Source organism: Streptomyces sp. NPDC051913 (assembly GCF_044593635.1).
Lineage (GTDB): Bacteria > Actinomycetota > Actinomycetes > Streptomycetales > Streptomycetaceae > Streptomyces.
In genome coordinates, this window is record NZ_JBIUCI010000015.1 from 1 (window position 1) to 14,791 (window position 14,791).

General features: G+C 72.1%; 12 protein-coding genes. 6 read left to right on the top strand and 6 right to left on the bottom strand.

The window, feature by feature from the left end; all coding sequences use genetic code 11:
* Positions 1–158 precede the first annotated feature (158 nt).
* On the bottom strand, positions 159–1,052 hold the full coding sequence (locus ACIHIX_RS35205; RefSeq protein WP_399963472.1) for an endonuclease/exonuclease/phosphatase family protein: 894 nt from the start codon (positions 1,050–1,052) through the stop codon (positions 159–161).
* A 191-nt stretch (positions 1,053–1,243) separates the two neighbouring features.
* On the opposite strand from ACIHIX_RS35205, the gene ACIHIX_RS35210 reads away from it, so the two are divergent.
* Both ACIHIX_RS35210 and ACIHIX_RS35215 read left to right on the top strand, forming a co-directional pair.
* Entirely contained in the window at positions 1,244–2,533 is a 1,290-nt protein-coding gene (locus tag ACIHIX_RS35210; RefSeq protein WP_399963474.1) for a DUF6986 family protein, read from the top strand.
* A 79-nt stretch (positions 2,534–2,612) separates the two neighbouring features.
* Positions 2,613–4,268 carry a protein kinase gene (locus ACIHIX_RS35215; RefSeq protein WP_399963476.1) on the top strand — a complete coding sequence of 552 codons (1,656 nt, stop codon included), beginning with the start codon at positions 2,613–2,615 and terminating at the stop codon, positions 4,266–4,268.
* Here ACIHIX_RS35215 and ACIHIX_RS35220 read toward each other — a convergent pair.
* Both ACIHIX_RS35220 and ACIHIX_RS35225 read right to left on the bottom strand, forming a co-directional pair.
* Positions 4,214–5,008, bottom strand: coding sequence for a hypothetical protein (locus ACIHIX_RS35220; RefSeq protein ID WP_399963478.1), 795 nt, complete (start codon positions 5,006–5,008; stop codon positions 4,214–4,216). The genes ACIHIX_RS35215 and ACIHIX_RS35220 overlap by 55 nt on opposite strands.
* A gap of 12 nt (positions 5,009–5,020) precedes the next feature.
* On the bottom strand, positions 5,021–6,070 hold the full coding sequence (locus ACIHIX_RS35225; RefSeq protein WP_399963480.1) for a LacI family DNA-binding transcriptional regulator: 1,050 nt from the start codon (positions 6,068–6,070) through the stop codon (positions 5,021–5,023).
* A gap of 217 nt (positions 6,071–6,287) precedes the next feature.
* Between ACIHIX_RS35225 and ACIHIX_RS35230 the strand changes: the two genes are divergently transcribed.
* Entirely contained in the window at positions 6,288–7,235 is a 948-nt protein-coding gene (locus tag ACIHIX_RS35230) for an ROK family protein (protein WP_399963482.1), read from the top strand.
* Positions 7,236–7,305: 70 nt separating this feature from the next.
* Here the strand turns inward: ACIHIX_RS35230 and ACIHIX_RS35235 are convergent, their stop codons facing one another.
* On the bottom strand, positions 7,306–9,312 hold the full coding sequence (locus tag ACIHIX_RS35235; protein ID WP_399963484.1) for an NPCBM/NEW2 domain-containing protein: 2,007 nt from the start codon (positions 9,310–9,312) through the stop codon (positions 7,306–7,308).
* A gap of 262 nt (positions 9,313–9,574) precedes the next feature.
* Between ACIHIX_RS35235 and ACIHIX_RS35240 the strand changes: the two genes are divergently transcribed.
* Together ACIHIX_RS35240 and ACIHIX_RS35245 are read left to right on the top strand one after the other, a co-directional pair.
* Positions 9,575–9,766: a hypothetical protein gene (locus ACIHIX_RS35240; protein ID WP_126270356.1), complete on the top strand. Its 192-nt coding sequence runs from the start codon at positions 9,575–9,577 to the stop codon at positions 9,764–9,766.
* A gap of 138 nt (positions 9,767–9,904) precedes the next feature.
* Entirely contained in the window at positions 9,905–10,948 is a 1,044-nt protein-coding gene (locus ACIHIX_RS35245) for an NUDIX domain-containing protein (RefSeq protein WP_399963486.1), read from the top strand.
* Here the strand turns inward: ACIHIX_RS35245 and ACIHIX_RS35250 are convergent.
* Positions 10,945–11,940, bottom strand: a complete 996-nt coding sequence (locus tag ACIHIX_RS35250) for a protein kinase family protein (protein ID WP_399963488.1) — start codon at positions 11,938–11,940, stop codon at positions 10,945–10,947. The genes ACIHIX_RS35245 and ACIHIX_RS35250 overlap by 4 nt on opposite strands.
* A gap of 29 nt (positions 11,941–11,969) precedes the next feature.
* Positions 11,970–13,325: a dipeptidase gene (locus ACIHIX_RS35255; RefSeq protein WP_399963490.1), complete on the bottom strand. Its 1,356-nt coding sequence runs from the start codon at positions 13,323–13,325 to the stop codon at positions 11,970–11,972.
* Positions 13,326–13,457: 132 nt separating this feature from the next.
* Here ACIHIX_RS35255 and ACIHIX_RS35260 point away from each other — a divergent pair, with 132 nt between their 5' ends.
* On the top strand, positions 13,458–14,732 hold the full coding sequence (locus ACIHIX_RS35260; protein WP_399963492.1) for a geranylgeranyl reductase family protein: 1,275 nt from the start codon (positions 13,458–13,460) through the stop codon (positions 14,730–14,732).
* The last annotated feature ends 59 nt before the right edge of the window (positions 14,733–14,791 follow it).

A 14,791-nucleotide genomic window follows, 5' to 3' on the forward strand; every position in this document is an offset into this window, starting at 1 on the left:
CCCCGATCTTCGACCTCGTCGACTACGGCGTCGTCGGCGACCTCTTCGACGTCGTCCCCGCCCTCACCGAAGAGGTCAAGGCCCGCAAGGGCTGATCTCCGCAGGCGCTTGTACGAGGCCCCCGCGACCGCTTTCCCGGCGGTCGCGGGGGCCTTGTCTCATCCCAGGGTCAACGTGGCCTGGACCGGCAGATGGTCGCTCGGGAACTGCCCGTCCACGGCGAAGGTGTTGATCGAGGCCCGGTGGACCCGCACCCCCGGTGTGGCGAGGATCCAGTCGATGCGCTCGCCGTCGGGCGTCAGCGGCTCGTAGCCGTGGAACGTCCCGTAGGCGTCACCGCGCTCGGCGGCGGCGTCCCAGGTGTCCACGAGTCCGGACTCGATCAGGTCGAGGTAGGCCTGGTTGTCGTGGGCCGCCGCGTTGAAGTCGCCGGTGACGACGACCGGTAAGGCGCGGTCGAACGTGGCGATGCCGTCGGCGATCTGCAGTGCGGCGCGCTCGCGCGCGTACTGGCTCACATGGTCCAGATGGGTGTTGAGGACGTAGAACTCCCGCCCGTCGTCGGCGCGGTCGCGGAAGCGGACCCAGGTGACGATCCGGGGGAGCGCGGCGCCCCAGGTGTTGGAGCCGATGGCCCGGGGAGTGTCGGAGAGCCAGTAGGTGTCGTGTTCGAGCGGGGCCAGGCGCCGGGTGTCGTAGAAGACCGCCGTGGACTCGTCGTGGCTGCCGCCCTCGCGGCCGGTGCCGATCCAGGCGTAGTGCGGGCCGAGGTCGGTGTGGATGTCCAGCAACTGCTGGTAGAGGCCCTCCTGGGTGCCGATGAAGGTGGGGGCCTCGCGGCGCAGCAGGGCGCGCATCACCGGGCGGCGGACGGCCCAGCTGTTGGGTTCGACGGCACTGGCGAAGCGCAGATTGAAGGTCATGGCGTCGAGCCGGCGGCCCACCGGACGGGCGGCGGAGGCGGGCATCGTGGCCATCAGGGGCAAGGTGAGCGCGGTGGCCACCAGGGTTCTCAGTCCCATGCGACGCGTCATCCTGTCGGTGTCCGGCATGTGAATCCCCTCCCGACGGATCAGGATGAAGGGGCGAACCGGCGTGCGAAAGAGGGCGTGGTGAGGCCGGGGTGCCGGAAGGGGCGCGGTGGCTCACGCTGTGGACGGGGTGTTGACCTGCGGGAAGATCCACGGATAACTTCGCTCTACGGATTGTTGATTCCGTAGTGCGGAAAACAGGAGGGTGTGGCATGGGTCAGCAGGAGCAGGTGGCGACGAGCCTCGCGGGTGCCGTCAGCGAGGAGATCAGCGCCTCCCTCGCGCCGGTCGACGCCGAGCTGGAGCGCCGCTACCCCGGTGACCCGGGCACCCGCCAGCCCGTCCACACCGTCTACGTCCCCGGCAACCTCTTCGCCGCCGACACCCTCCGCTCCTGGGGCGACCAGGCCCTCGCGGCCCTCGACGCACACGCCCCGGACGCCGCGTCCTTCGCCGCCGTCCTCGGACTCGCCGACGACCTCGCCGAACCGGTCCACGCGCGCGTGCGCGCCAAGCTGGAACGCGAGCCCATCGAGGACCTCAGGGTCGACTTCGAGGACGGCTACAAGGGGGCCGACGAGGACCAGGACGCCGCCCGCGCGGCCCGTCTCGTCGCGGACGCGTACAAGAACGGCACGGCCGCCCCGTACATGGGCATCCGGATGAAGTGCATGGAGTCCCCGGTCCGCGACCGCGGCATCCGCACCCTCGACATCTTCCTCACCGGCCTGATGGAGGCCGGCGGCCTGCCCGACGGGCTGGTCCTCACGCTGCCCAAGGTGACCTATGCCGAGCAGGTCACCGCGATGGTCAGGCTCCTGGAACAGTTCGAGACGGCCCGCGGTCTGAACCCCGGCCGGATCGGCTTCGAGATCCAGATCGAGACCAGCCAGTCCATCCTCGCCGCCGACGGCACCGCCACCGTCGCCCGCATGATCGACGCCGCCGAGGGCCGTGCGACCGGTCTGCACTACGGCACCTTCGACTACAGCGCCTGCCTCGGCGTCTCCGCCGCCTACCAGGCCAGCGACCACCCGGCCGCCGACCACGCCAAGGCGATCATGCAGGTCGCCGCCGCGGGCACCGGCGTACGCGTCTCGGACGGCTCGACCAACGTCCTGCCGGTCGGCACCACCGAGAACGTCCACGAGGCCTGGAAGCTGCACTACGGCCTCACCCGCCGCGCCCTGGCCCGCGCCTACTACCAGGGCTGGGACATGCATCCCGGCCACCTCCCCACCCGGTACGCGGCCGTGTTCGCCTTCTACCGCGAGGGCTTCGAGGCGGCCGCCAAGCGCCTCGCCGCCTACGCCAACCACGTCGACGGCGCCGTCATGGACGAGCCCGCCACCGCAAAGGCCCTCGCCGGCTACCTCCTGCGCGGCCTGGACTGCGGCGCCCTCGACTCCGGCGAGGTCACCCGCCTCACCGGACTGACCCTGGCGCGCCTCCAGTCGTACGCCGGCCCGCGCCGGGCGGATCTGACTGCCTCGGCGAAGTAGCAGCCGTAAAGGGTTGTCACAGCCGCCCCGTAGTCTGTACGGCACGCACAAGACGTGTCACAGGAACGGGGCGGCCGCGGTGTCTTCGGGGGACGAAGGACAGACGGAGGGGACCGGCAGGCTGCTGGCCGGGCGCTATCGCGTCGTGGCGCGGCTCGGGCGCGGTGGCATGGGCATGGTCTGGCGCGCGGTGGACGAGGTCCTCGGCCGTGAGGTCGCCGTCAAGGAGCTGCGCACCTACACCGACGCCGACGGGCCGGAACTGGCCGATCTGCGGCTGCGTATGCAGCGCGAGGCCCGCGCGGCGGCCCGGGTGCGCCACCCCGGCGTGATCGCCGTGCACGACGTGGCGGAGGTCGACGGCCGCCCCCTGATCGTCATGGAGCTGGTCGACGGACCGTCCCTGGACGACGTCCTGCGCGACCGCGGCACCCTCGGCCCCCACGAGGCCGCCGCCATCGGCGCCAAGGTCATGGACGCCCTCGCCGCTGCCCATCGCGCCGGCGTCCTGCACCGCGACGTGAAGCCCGGCAACATCCTGCTCGACCGGTCGGGCCGCGTGGTCCTCACCGACTTCGGCATCGCCACGATGGACGACCCGGGTGACGGCTCGGCCACCCATCTGACCCGCAGCGGCGAACTCGTCGGCTCCCTGGACTACTTGGCGCCCGAACGAGCCCAGGGCGCCGATCCCGGCCCCGCCTCGGACGTCTGGGCCCTGGGCGCCACCCTGTACGCGGCGGTCGAGGGCTCCTCGCCCTTCCGGCGCACGTCGACCTTCTCCACGCTCACCGCCATCGTCACCGAGCCCCTGCCCGAGCCCACGCGCGCGGGGGCGCTCGGTCCCGTCCTCCAGCGGCTCCTGGACAAGCGCCCCGAGGCACGCCCGGAGGCGGAGGAGGCCCGGCAACTGCTCCAGGGCGTCGCGGATTCCGGGGCGGCCGACTCCGCCACGACACGGCTGCGGGGTACGGCGGTGGCGGCGCCGCCCGTGATGACGGAGCACAGCGTTCCGTCGGTGCCGCCGGGGTTCGGGCCACCGCCCGACCAGGGGACACCGGTCGTCACCGGCCCCATGGACACCGCCCGCCCCACCCGTCGCAGGCGCCCTGTCCTGCTCGTGGCCGCGGCCGTCACCGTCCTGCTCGCGTCGGCCGGAGCGACGGTGGCCCTCCTGAACGACTCGGGTGACACGGAGACGGACGCCCGCTCCACGTCCTCCGTCACCGACGCCGCGGTCACGTCGGCGGCGAGCGGCCGCGGGGACGCCGTGCGTACGGACGAGCCCGTGCCCACCGAGAAGGGCGGCACGAGGACACCGACGCCAACTCCGTCCGCGACACGTACGGCGGACGGCAAGCCCACCCCGCGGGCCACCAGCCCTGCCCCGACCAGGACTTCGGGCGGCACTCCCACGTCCGGCGGCGACGGACCCGGCGAGACGACCCCCGCCGCGTCCTGCGTCTCCGCGGGCGGCGGCAAGTACAACTGCCAGGTCTGGAAGACCGCCGACTCCTACACCGCGTCCGGCGCCAGGGCGGGCGTCCTCAACGCGGGCACGAACTACTTCTACTGCCAGCAGAACCTGGGCCGCCGCGAGACCTACGGCGAGTGGACCAACGTCTGGTGGGCGAAGACGGACGACGACAGCGGCAACACCGGCGTCTTCGTCAGCGACGTCTATCTCAGAGGCGGCGACAACGACGAGCCGGTGCCGGGCCTGCCCGTCTGCTGATCCCCGGTGTACCGCTCCAGGCCGGAGTCGGTCACCAGCTTCTCCCGCCGGAAGAGCCGTGTGCCCTCCTGGCACAACTGCCGGTCGGCGCGCGCCCGGGCGCAGAACTCCTCGGGCGTGACACCGAACAGCTCCCTCAACCGGGCCGACCCGACGAGGAGTTCGGTGAGCAGCGGTCGCTGGCCCGGATGGCCGCGCGGGGCGCCGGTGCCGTCGTGCAGCACCCCGTGCGTGTTGACGTACACGTACGCGCCCGGCAGGGCGGTGCCGTCCGCGAGCTCGAACCGCACCTCGGGGTCGGGCAGCCAGGCCCGCCGGTAGTTCCCGGCCGCCAGATGCGCACCCTCGCTGGCGTCGACGACCGCGAGTTGCTCGGCGTCGAGCCAGGTGACGAACAACTCCCTTACGGCCCCCGGTGCTTCGACGGGGGAGGCGGACACATAGCCGAGGCGGCTGACGTGCGCGGAGACGCCGATGTCGATGCCCGTCACGCGGGTGCGCACCATCGGGACCGGGGAGACGATCCCGTGCTCGGCCATCTTGTGCCGCAGTTGGGCCGGACTGGCGTTGGACCCGACGGCGAGGACGGGGACGCGGTCCTCGTGCACCAGGCGGTCGAGGGGCAACAGCCGGTCCCCGTCGAGGAGTCCGGAGTCCGGGGGCCACGCGCCCGGGTAGAGCAGCGGGTGATCGCGCGGCGCCTCGGCCAGCCCCAGTGCCTCCAACGTGCGGCCGTACACGGGCACTGCCTTTCAGTCCGCCGGCGGCAGCTCGCCCGAGCCGCGGGTGATCAGGCGGGTCGGCAGCTCGATCCGCTCCGGGGTGATCAGCGTGCCGTCCAGCTGCCGGAACAGCCGCTCGGCGGCCGTACGGCCGAGGGCGGCGGCGTCCTGGGCGACGACGGTGACGCCCGGCTGGAGGAGATCGGCGAGCTCGATGTCGTCGAAGCCGACCAGGGCGACCCGGCGCGACTGCTCGGCGAGGACGCGGACCACGGTCACCGTCACCCGGTTGTTGCCCGCGAAGACCGCGGTCACCGGGTCGGGCCCGGACAGCATCTCCTCGGCCGCCCGGCGCACCCGCTCCGGGTCGGTGACCCCGAGGGACATCCACTCCTCCTCGACCGCTATCCCGGCGTCCTCCATGGCGGCCCGGTAGCCGCGCAGCCGCTCGGCGGCGGTGTGGATGCGGGGCATGTCGCCGATGAAGCCGATCCGGCGGTGTCCGTGCGCGATGAGGTGGGCGACACCGTCGCGGGCACCGCCGTAGTTGTCGGACAGGACCACGTCGGCGTCGATCTGGCCGGCCGGACGGTCCACGAACACGGTGGCCACGCCCGCCTTCAACTCCGGCTCCAGATACCGGTGGTCGTCCCCGGCCGGGATGACGACCAGGCCGTCCACCCGACGCGCGCACAGCGCCAGCACCAACTCCTGCTCACGGTCCGGGTCCTCGGCGCTGGATCCGTTGATCAGCAGGGCGCCGTTGGCGCGGGCGACCTCCTCGACCGCGCGGCTCAGCGGGCCGTAGAACGGGTCCGCGAGATCTTCGAGGACCAGACCGATGCTGGCGGTTCGGCCCTTGCGCAGCACGCGCGCGCTGTCGTTGCGCCGGAAGCCGAGCGCGTCGATGGCCTCCTGGACCCGGCGCTCGGTCTCCGGGGTGACGCCCGGCTCGCCGTTGACCACGCGGGACACCGTCTTGAGGCCCACTCCGGCGCGTGCTGCCACGTCCTTCATCGTCGGACGGTTGCCGTAACGCGTGGCGGCGATTCGGTCTGCGCGGCGGGTGGTCTCGGGCACGATACGGCGTCCTGTCCTGTCGTCCACGGGTTGTCCAGGGACCATCCCAGGGGAGGGATGCGGCGTCCATGATTTTGTATGAGGATGTGGCGTCGAGCATAGAGCCTGGACAACGTTGTCAGATGCGGGGGACACTGTCCACCGCAATTGCCGTCTCCGTGCCCCCACTCCGGAACGGCCCGCCCTTTCTCATGGTTGACGGGGAGATCTGACACTGATGCACACCGACCTCGTGGCAGCGCTCGACATCGGCGGCACCAAGATCGCCGGCGCGCTGGTCGACGACCGCGGCCACATCCTGGTCCGCGCGCAGCGCGCCACGCCCGCCCGGGAGGACGGCGAGACCGTCATGCGGGCCGTCGAGGAGGTGCTCGGCGAACTCACCGTGTCGCCGCTGTGGGGACGCGCCTCGGCCCTCGGTATCGGCAGCGCGGGCCCCGTGGACGCCTCCGCGGGCACCGTGAGCCCGGTCAACGTGCCCGGCTGGCGCGACTATCCGCTGGTCCGGCGGGTCCGGGAGGCGACGGGCGGACTCCCGGTCGAGCTGATCGGCGACGGCGTGGCCATCACGGCGGCCGAGCACTGGCAGGGCGCCGCGCGCGGCCACGCCAACGCGCTGTGCATGGTGGTGTCGACGGGCGTCGGCGGCGGCCTGGTCCTGGGCGGCCGACTGCACCCGGGCCCCACCGGAAACGCCGGACACATCGGCCACATCAGCGTGGACATGGACGGCGACCCGTGCGCGTGCGGCTCGCGCGGCTGTGTGGAGCGCATCGCGAGCGGCCCGAACATCGCCCGGCGGGCCTTCGAGAACGGCTGGCGGCCCGGACCGGACGGCGACACCTCCGCCGTCGCGGTGGCCGCCGCGGCGGGGGCCGGCGATCCGATCGCCGTGGCCTCCTTCGAGCGGGCCGCGCAGGCGCTGGCCGCCGGGATCGCCGCCACGGCCACCCTCGTCGAGATCGACATCGCGGTGATCGGCGGAGGCGTGGGCAAGGCGGGCGAGGTGCTCCTCACCCCGCTCCGCAAGGCCCTGACCGACTACGCCACCCTCTCCTTCGTCCAGCGCCTCGCGGTCGTACCGGCCCAGATGGGCACGGACGCGGGGCTGGTGGGGGCGGCCGCGGCGGCGCTCGCCAAGGGAGCGGACAGGGCGACGGTCTGACACGGTCCCGCAGGAACGTTCAGGCCGGCGGCCGGGCCCGCCGTTCGGCGCACCCGGCCGCCGACGGACCTCAGCAGCTCAACCGGGCGTCCGCCCAGTCGGCGTGGTCCGAGTCGAGGCCGTCGCCGCCGTCGGTGACGACGAGCCGGACCACCTGGGCACCGGTGACGTCCGCGGTGAGCGGCTGGGCCGGCATCGCGTTGGTGAGGACCCCGGTCGAGGCGACCTTGGTGCCGTCCGCCCAGATCTCGAAGGCGACCGTCCCGGCGGCGCCCTTCTCGTCGTCGACGCCGACGTCCGCGCTGACCGTCTCGCACGTCTTGCCCGTGTAGTACTCGATGATGCTCTGGGCGTGCACGCCCAGGCCCTTGGCGTACACCACGCCGCCGATGGTGATCGGATGTCCGTCGCCCGCGGTGTTCTCTCCATTGCTGGTGTCGCGCTCCACCGGCCCCCATCCGCTGAGGGCCGACAGCCATGGAAGGTCACTCAGCTCGGAGGTGCCCGAGGGCGGCGGCACCACCACGGAGACCGTCACGGTCAGGGCGGTGGTGACGCGAGCACCGGCCGGTGAGCGGTAACGCGCCTTGAGTGTCAGGTCGTACGACCCCGCAGGCGTCCCGGCGGGTGCGGCCACCGTCCATCCGGTGCGCAGGGAACGGCTCGTCGGCAGGACGGCCGCCGTGGTCGCGGAGGTGGCGCGCACGGACCAGCCCGCGGGGCCGGTGAGGGCGACGGAGACCTGCCGGGCCGGGGTGCGGCCCAGATCGGTGACCGAGCTCGTCAGCGCGGCCTGGGTGCCGGCCTCGATCAACGGGCTGCCTTCCAGACCGAGTTCCACGGCCGGCGGGTGCTTGGCCCACGCGGGGTCGGCGGAGACCCGTACGAGGACCGTGCCGTGCGCCGGGACGGTCGCCGCGATGGTGCCCGCGGTGTTGTAACTCCGGTGCTGCCACAGGTCGCGCAGCGTGTAGGCGTCGGCGGCGGGCAGGCCGACCGCCGCGGCGGTCGTGGCGACGCGCTGTGGAGTGCCGGACTCGTTGAACAGGGCCACGGCGCGGCTGCCGTCCCGCATCTGCTTGGCGATGACCCACCGGCCGCCCTCCGAGGAGACGACGGTGCCCTGCTTGCCGAGCGGGTCCTGGTCGACCGCGACGACCTCCTTGTTGCCGAGGATCTCGTAGGTCGCGTCGCTCGCGCTGCGCAGGTCGGAGCCGATGAGGAGCGGCGCGGCCATGATCGACCACAGGGAGAAGTGGGAGCGGTACTCGGTGTCCGTCATGCCGCCGTTGCCGACCTCCAGCATGTCCGGGTCGTTCCAGTGCCCGGGGCCGGCGTGCTCGGCGAGGGGGAGGTTCTGCCTCAGGATCGAGAGCATCGAGCCCCAGTTGTCGCTGATGTCACCGGTCGTGCGCCACAGGTGGCCCACGTCGGACGCCCACTCCCAGGGCTTGTTCTCACCCCACTCGCAGATGCTGTAGACGATGGGCCGGCCGGTCGCTCGCAGGGCGTCGCGCATGGTCGTGTAACGCGACTTGGCGTCCACGCCCTGGTTGTTGCAGTTGTCGTACTTGAGGTAATCCACGCCCCAGTCCGCGAACTGCTGGGCGTCGCTGTACTCATGGCCCAACGCACCGGGAAATCCCGCGGTGTTGCACGTCTTGGTGCCCGCGCTCGTGTAGATGCCGAACTTCAGGCCCTTGGAGTGCACGTAGTCCGCGACCGCCTTGATCCCGTTGGGGAAGCGGGCGGGGTCCGGAACGAGCTTGCCGTTCGCGTCCCGGTCGGGCAGGGCCCAGCAGTCGTCGAGGTTGACGTACTGGTATCCGACGTCCTTGAGGCCCTTGTCCACGAAGATGTCCGCGATCGACTTGACCATGGCCTCGTTGAACTCGGCACGGCAGTGCGTGGAGTTCCAGTTGTTGAAGCCCATGGGCGGGGTGAGGGCGAGACCGTCGTCCAGGGCGGGTGCGGCGGCCTGCGCCGTGGGTGCGGCGAGTCCGGCGGCGGCGAGCAGGGCGGCGGTGAGTGCTCCGACCACTCGGCCACGGGTTGTGCGGGTGTGAAGGTGACGCATCGTTACGTTCCTCCGTACCGGCGAAAGGTGGGATGACTACATGTACGCGCCACGGTGTGATCCCGGTAGACCGCCTGTCGCGCGGGCCGGCGGAAGCCCTGGGTTGTGAACGCGTTCAACCCTGGAGGCAGGGTTCGCCTTCGAGCACCCGCAGTGGTCCGACGCCGCCCGCGAGCTCGTGTTTCGCGCTCGTGCCGGAGCCGGCCGGGTGCCCGCGCGGAGTGGGGCGTGACCCATGACCGGTTTCGCAGTTGAACCGGGCATGAAGAAGCGCACCATGGCTGCCATCGCCTCCCTGGCCACCGGTTTCGTCGTCGCCGCGATCACCCCGTCCCACGCGGTCGGCGACAATCTCACCGATCTCGACGTCGACAAGACCCTCAGCACCCTCGACCACACCATCGCCAGCGACAGCCTGGCCGTCGACAAGAACGCCCTCGGCCAGAACGACTGACGAGAGCGGGACCACGGTGCCGGCGCCCCTCGCCGCAGGGGGCGCCGGCACCGTCGTACGTGGGCCCTCAACTGGGGCTGGTTTCCGTGGCAGGGTGGAGCGGGCAAGCCTCAGGGGGCCAACAGAAGAGGGGGAACCGTGACCGTCGTTTGGATCAACGGCGCGTTCGGTGCGGGGAAGACCACCGCCGCACGGGAACTGATCGAACTGCTCCCGAACAGCACACTCTTCGACCCCGAGGTGATCGGCGGGGCGCTCGCGCACCTGCTCCCGCCCAAACACCTCGCCGAGGTCGGCGACCACCAGGACCTGCCGATCTGGCGCCGCCTCGTGATCGACACGGCGGCAGCGATGCTCGCCGAGCTCGGCGGGACCCTCGTGGTCCCCATGACCCTGCTGCGCCAGGAGTACCGCGACGAGATCTTCGGCGGCCTCGCGGCCCGCCGCATCAGCGTCCAGCACCTCCTCCTCGCCCCGGCGGAAACGATCCTGCGCGAGCGAATAGCCGGGCGGGACATCCCGCCCGACCTCCCGGACGGCGAGATACGGGTACGGCAGTGGTCGTACGACCACATCGAGCCGTACCGCACCGCCCTCGCCTCCTGGCTCACCGCCGACGCCCACCTGGTCGACACCAGCGCCCTCACCCCGTACGAGACGGCCGTCCGGATCGCCGAGGCGGTCGGATCCGGCACCGTGCCCGTCTGCGACATCGTGCAGACCCCCGAGCCGACCGCCGAGACCGTCGCCGCCGGCGTTCTCCTCTTCGACGAGCGGGACCGGGTGCTGCTCGTCGACCCCACCTACAAGGCCGGCTGGGAGTTCCCCGGCGGCGTCGTCGAGCCCGGCGAGGCTCCCGCGCGCGCGGGCATGCGCGAGGTCGCCGAGGAGACCGGGATCGAGCTGGACGACGTACCACGTCTGCTGGTCGTCGACTGGGAACAGCCCGCGCCACCCGGATACGGCGGTCTGCGCCTCCTCTTCGACGGCGGCCGGCTCGACTCGGCCGAGGCCGGACGCTTGCTGCTGCCCGGGCCCGAACTGCGCGCATGGCGCTTCGCCGACGAGGAGGAGGCCGCCGACCTGCTGCCTCCCGTCCGTTACGAGCGGCTGCGCTGGGCGCTGCGGGCGCGGGAACGCGGGGCGGCGCTGTACCTGGAGGCCGGGATTCCGGTGGGTTAGGCGCTCTCCAGTCTCAGTTCGTCCGTCGGATACGGCGTCGTCCTGCTCTCCCGCTGGAACCGGCGGTCGAAGTCGCCCATGAGCGAGGCCACGCGCGCGTGGCGGACGAGGATGCTCGCGGCGGCCCGGGGGATGCCCCTGGGCCGCATGCCCTCGGCGCACGCTTCGATGAACGACCGGCGGTCGTCGGGGCCGTAGCCGTGCAGTGCGACGGTGAGCCAGTTGACCAGATAGCTCGCCGTGTAGGCGCGGTCGTAATGGCGGTGCCTCGCGAAGAAGTCGCGTTCGTGTGGGGCCAGTTGAAAGCGGGCGGAGAGGGAGAGGCCGTAGTCGGCGAGGTAGAGCTGCCGGCCGTCGGTGAGGATGTTCTTGAAGTGGGCGTCGAAATGCAGGAGTTCGCGCGCGTGGAGGAAGTCGGTGACGGACCGCAGGCCCCGCTCCACCAGGGAGCAGGCGCGGTCGGCGTGGCTGGTGCGCAACTGGACGTCCAACCAGTCGTGCAGGGTGTACGGCACGTACTCCAGGAAGAGGGTCAGGCTCGCGGACGCCGTCCGCAGCCCTTCGAGGCGCTCGCGCACCCCCGGACCCCAGTACGCCACCGTCCGCTCCACATCGGCCAGTTCGGCCGGCAGCGGCTGGGGTGAGTCGGGCAGCACCCGCCAGTGGTGCAGCAGCGGAAAGCCCGTGTACCGGCCGGACAGCACCCAGTCGGTCGTCATCGTGTGGACCGCGAGCTCACGCCACGCCCCGAAGCCCGGCGCGCCGATCGTTCCGATGCCGTAGTGGCAGTAGGTCGGCACGCCGAAGACGTTCGCCGTGGACCGCACATGGTCCGGGTGCCGCTCGATGTCGGTGAGCGGCACCCGTTTCACGAACACCGGCCGGCCGGCGGCCTCGACGAGCGTGGCCCGCCCGCCGATTCCGGTGCCCAGCGGCCGCCCCGCCGCCACGAGCCCGGCGAGGTCGTGGTCGTCGAGACGGGCCAGGGACATACCGATGTCGGAATGTGCGGTCAGGCGGTTCACATCGCCGCGTAGTTGCGCAGGAACAGGGCCTCGGCCACCGACAGGCGCTCCAACTCCTCGGGCGAGACGCTCTCGTTGACCGCGTGGATCTGCGCCTCGGGCTCGCTCAGCCCGATCAGCAGGATCTCCGCGCCCGGGTAGAGGGCGGCGAGGGTGTTGCAGAGCGGGATGGAGCCGCCCTGACCCGCGTACTGCATCTCCTGACCCGGGTACGCCACCGACATCGCCTCGGCCATCGCCGTGTACGCCGGGCTCGTCGGGTCGGCGCTGAAGGGCTGGCCCTGGCCGACCTGCTCGGTGCGCACCCGCGCCCCCCACGGCGTACGCGTCTCCAGGTGGGCCTGGAGCAGCTTCGTCGCCTCGGCGGCGTCCGTACCCGGCGGCACCCGCAGGCTCACCAGCGCCCGGGCGCCCGCCTGCACGGACGGGGTGGCGCCGACGACCGGCGGGCAGTCGATGCCGAGGACCGTCACGGCCGGACGCGCCCAGATACGGTCCGCGACCGTGCCGGAACCGATCAGCTCCACTCCGTCCAGCACCTTGGCGTCCTGCCGGAACTGCTCCTCGTCGTGCTGAAGACCGTCCCACGCCGTCTCGGGGGCCAGCCCGTCGACCGTCGTCGAACCGTCCTCGGCGCGCAGCGAGTCCAGTACGCGGATCAGCGCGGCCAGCGCGTCCGGCGCCGCGCCGCCGAACTGGCCGGAGTGCAGGTTGCCCGCGAGGGTGTCGACCTGGACACGGACCAGGGTCATGCCGCGCAGGGTGGTCGTCACCGTCGGCAGGCCGACGCGGAAGTTGCCCGCGTCGCCGATCACGATGGTGTCGGCCTCAAGCAGCTCCGGGTGGGCCTCGGCGTAACGCTCCAGACCGCCCGTGCCCATCTCCTCCGAGCCCTCGGCGATCACCTTGACGTGCACCGGCACACCGCCGTTCGCCTTCAGCGCGCGCAGCGCGAGCAGGTGCATGATCACGCCGCCCTTGCAGTCGGCTGCACCGCGCCCGTACCAGCGGCCGTCCCGCTCGGTCAGCTCGAACGGCGGAGTCGTCCAGGCGTTCTCGTCCAGCGGCGGCTGCACGTCGTAGTGCGCGTACAGCAGGACCGTCCTCGCGCCCTCGGGGCCGGGCAGGTAGCCGTACACCGACTGGGTGCCGTCCGGCGTGTCGAGCAGCGCCACGTCCTGGAAACCCTCGGCGGTCAGCGCGTCCGCGACCCAGCGGGCCGCGCCCTCGCTCTCGCTCCTGGGGAACTGGTCGAAGTCCGCCACCGACTTGAACGCCACCAGTTCGGTGAGCTCCGCCTTCGCCCGGGGCATCAGCGAGGCGACGGTCTCGGCGACCGGATTCGACGACATGGGCACGCTCCTTGTAGGTGCGACGTTGTACGTGTGGGTGGAGAGATCCTCCCACAGTGGCCTGCGGCGATGGCGGTCGTAGGATGCACAAGGCAGCAGCGGCAAGCGGCTTGATCGGAGCGGCAGACCATCGTGACCAGCGAGAACTCTTCGGCGGACGACGCGCAGCAGGTGTGGGACGTCGTCGTGGTGGGCGCGGGACCCGCGGGGGCCTCGGCCGCCTATGCGGCGGCTGTGGCCGGGCGGCGTGTGCTGTTGCTGGAGAAGGCGGAGCTGCCCCGTTACAAAACGTGCGGCGGCGGCATCATCGGTCCCTCGCGCGACGCCCTGCCACCGGGCTTCGAACTGCCCTTCAGGGACCGGGTGCACGCGGTGACGTTCTCGCACAACGGCCGCTTCACCCGCACCCGCCGCTCCAAGCAGATGCTGTTCGGGCTGATCAACCGGCCCGAGTTCGACCAGCAGCTCGTCGAGCACGCCCAGAAGGCGGGCGCCGAGTTGCGTACGGGCGTCACCGTCCAGCGCGTCGAGCAGCACGGCTCGGCGGTCCCGGACCGGCGCACGGTCGCCGTCGTCCTCCAGGGCGGCGAGACGGTACTGGCGCATGCCGTGGTCGGTGCGGACGGCAGCGCCAGCCGCATAGGAGCACATGTCGGGGTGAAGCTCGACCAGGTCGATCTCGGCCTGGAGGCGGAGATCCCGGTGCCCGACACGGTCGCGGAGGACTGGCAGGGGCGGGTGCTCATCGACTGGGGGCCGATGCCGGGCAGTTACGGCTGGGTGTTCCCCAAGGGCGACACCCTCACGGTCGGGGTCATCTCCGCGCGCGGTGAAGGCGCCGCCACCAAGCGGTACTTGGAGGACTTCATCGCCCGGCTCGGCCTCGCCGGCTTCGAACCGAGCATCTCCTCCGGGCACTTGACCCGCTGCCGCGCCGATGACTCGCCCCTGTCGCGGGGGCGGGTGCTGGTGTGCGGGGACGCGGCGGGTCTCCTTGAGCCGTGGACCCGCGAGGGGATCTCGTTCGCGCTGCGTTCGGGGCGGCTCGCGGGGGAGTGGGCGGTGCGGATCGCCGAGGCGCACGACGCCGTGGACACCCGGCGCCAGGCCCTGAACTACGCCTTCGCGATCAAGGCGGGGCTGGGCGTGGAGATGAGTGTCGGCCGGCGGCTGCTGCTGGCGTTCGAGCGTCGCCCGGGGCTGTTCCACGCCGCCCTGACCGGGTTCCGGCCGGCCTGGCGGGCGTTCATGGAGATCACCCGCGGGTCGACGTCGCTCGGGGAGATGGTGCGGGGGCGTCCGATGGCGCAGCGGGCGCTGGCGGCGCTGGACCGGCGGATCGGTCTTCCGACGCCGGCCGAGCCGACCGCGCCGGCCGCTCCCGCCGACGGCGAGCCGGGCTCCTGACGTAGGGGGCCGCCGGTGAGGTACGGGGTCCGCCGGTGGGGTGGGCGCCGTGTCGGTGA

Coding starts and splice junctions, on each gene's coding strand:
- ACIHIX_RS35205 (WP_399963472.1), bottom strand. CDS start 1,052: ATGCCGGACACCGACAGGATGACGCGTCGCATGGGACTGAGAACCCTG.
- ACIHIX_RS35210 (WP_399963474.1), top strand. CDS start 1,244: ATGGGTCAGCAGGAGCAGGTGGCGACGAGCCTCGCGGGTGCCGTCAGC.
- ACIHIX_RS35230 (WP_399963482.1), top strand. CDS start 6,288: ATGCACACCGACCTCGTGGCAGCGCTCGACATCGGCGGCACCAAGATC.
- ACIHIX_RS35235 (WP_399963484.1), bottom strand. CDS start 9,312: ATGCGTCACCTTCACACCCGCACAACCCGTGGCCGAGTGGTCGGAGCA.
- ACIHIX_RS35240 (WP_126270356.1), top strand. CDS start 9,575: ATGAAGAAGCGCACCATGGCTGCCATCGCCTCCCTGGCCACCGGTTTC.
- ACIHIX_RS35250 (WP_399963488.1), bottom strand. CDS start 11,940: ATGTCCCTGGCCCGTCTCGACGACCACGACCTCGCCGGGCTCGTGGCG.
- ACIHIX_RS35255 (WP_399963490.1), bottom strand. CDS start 13,325: ATGTCGTCGAATCCGGTCGCCGAGACCGTCGCCTCGCTGATGCCCCGG.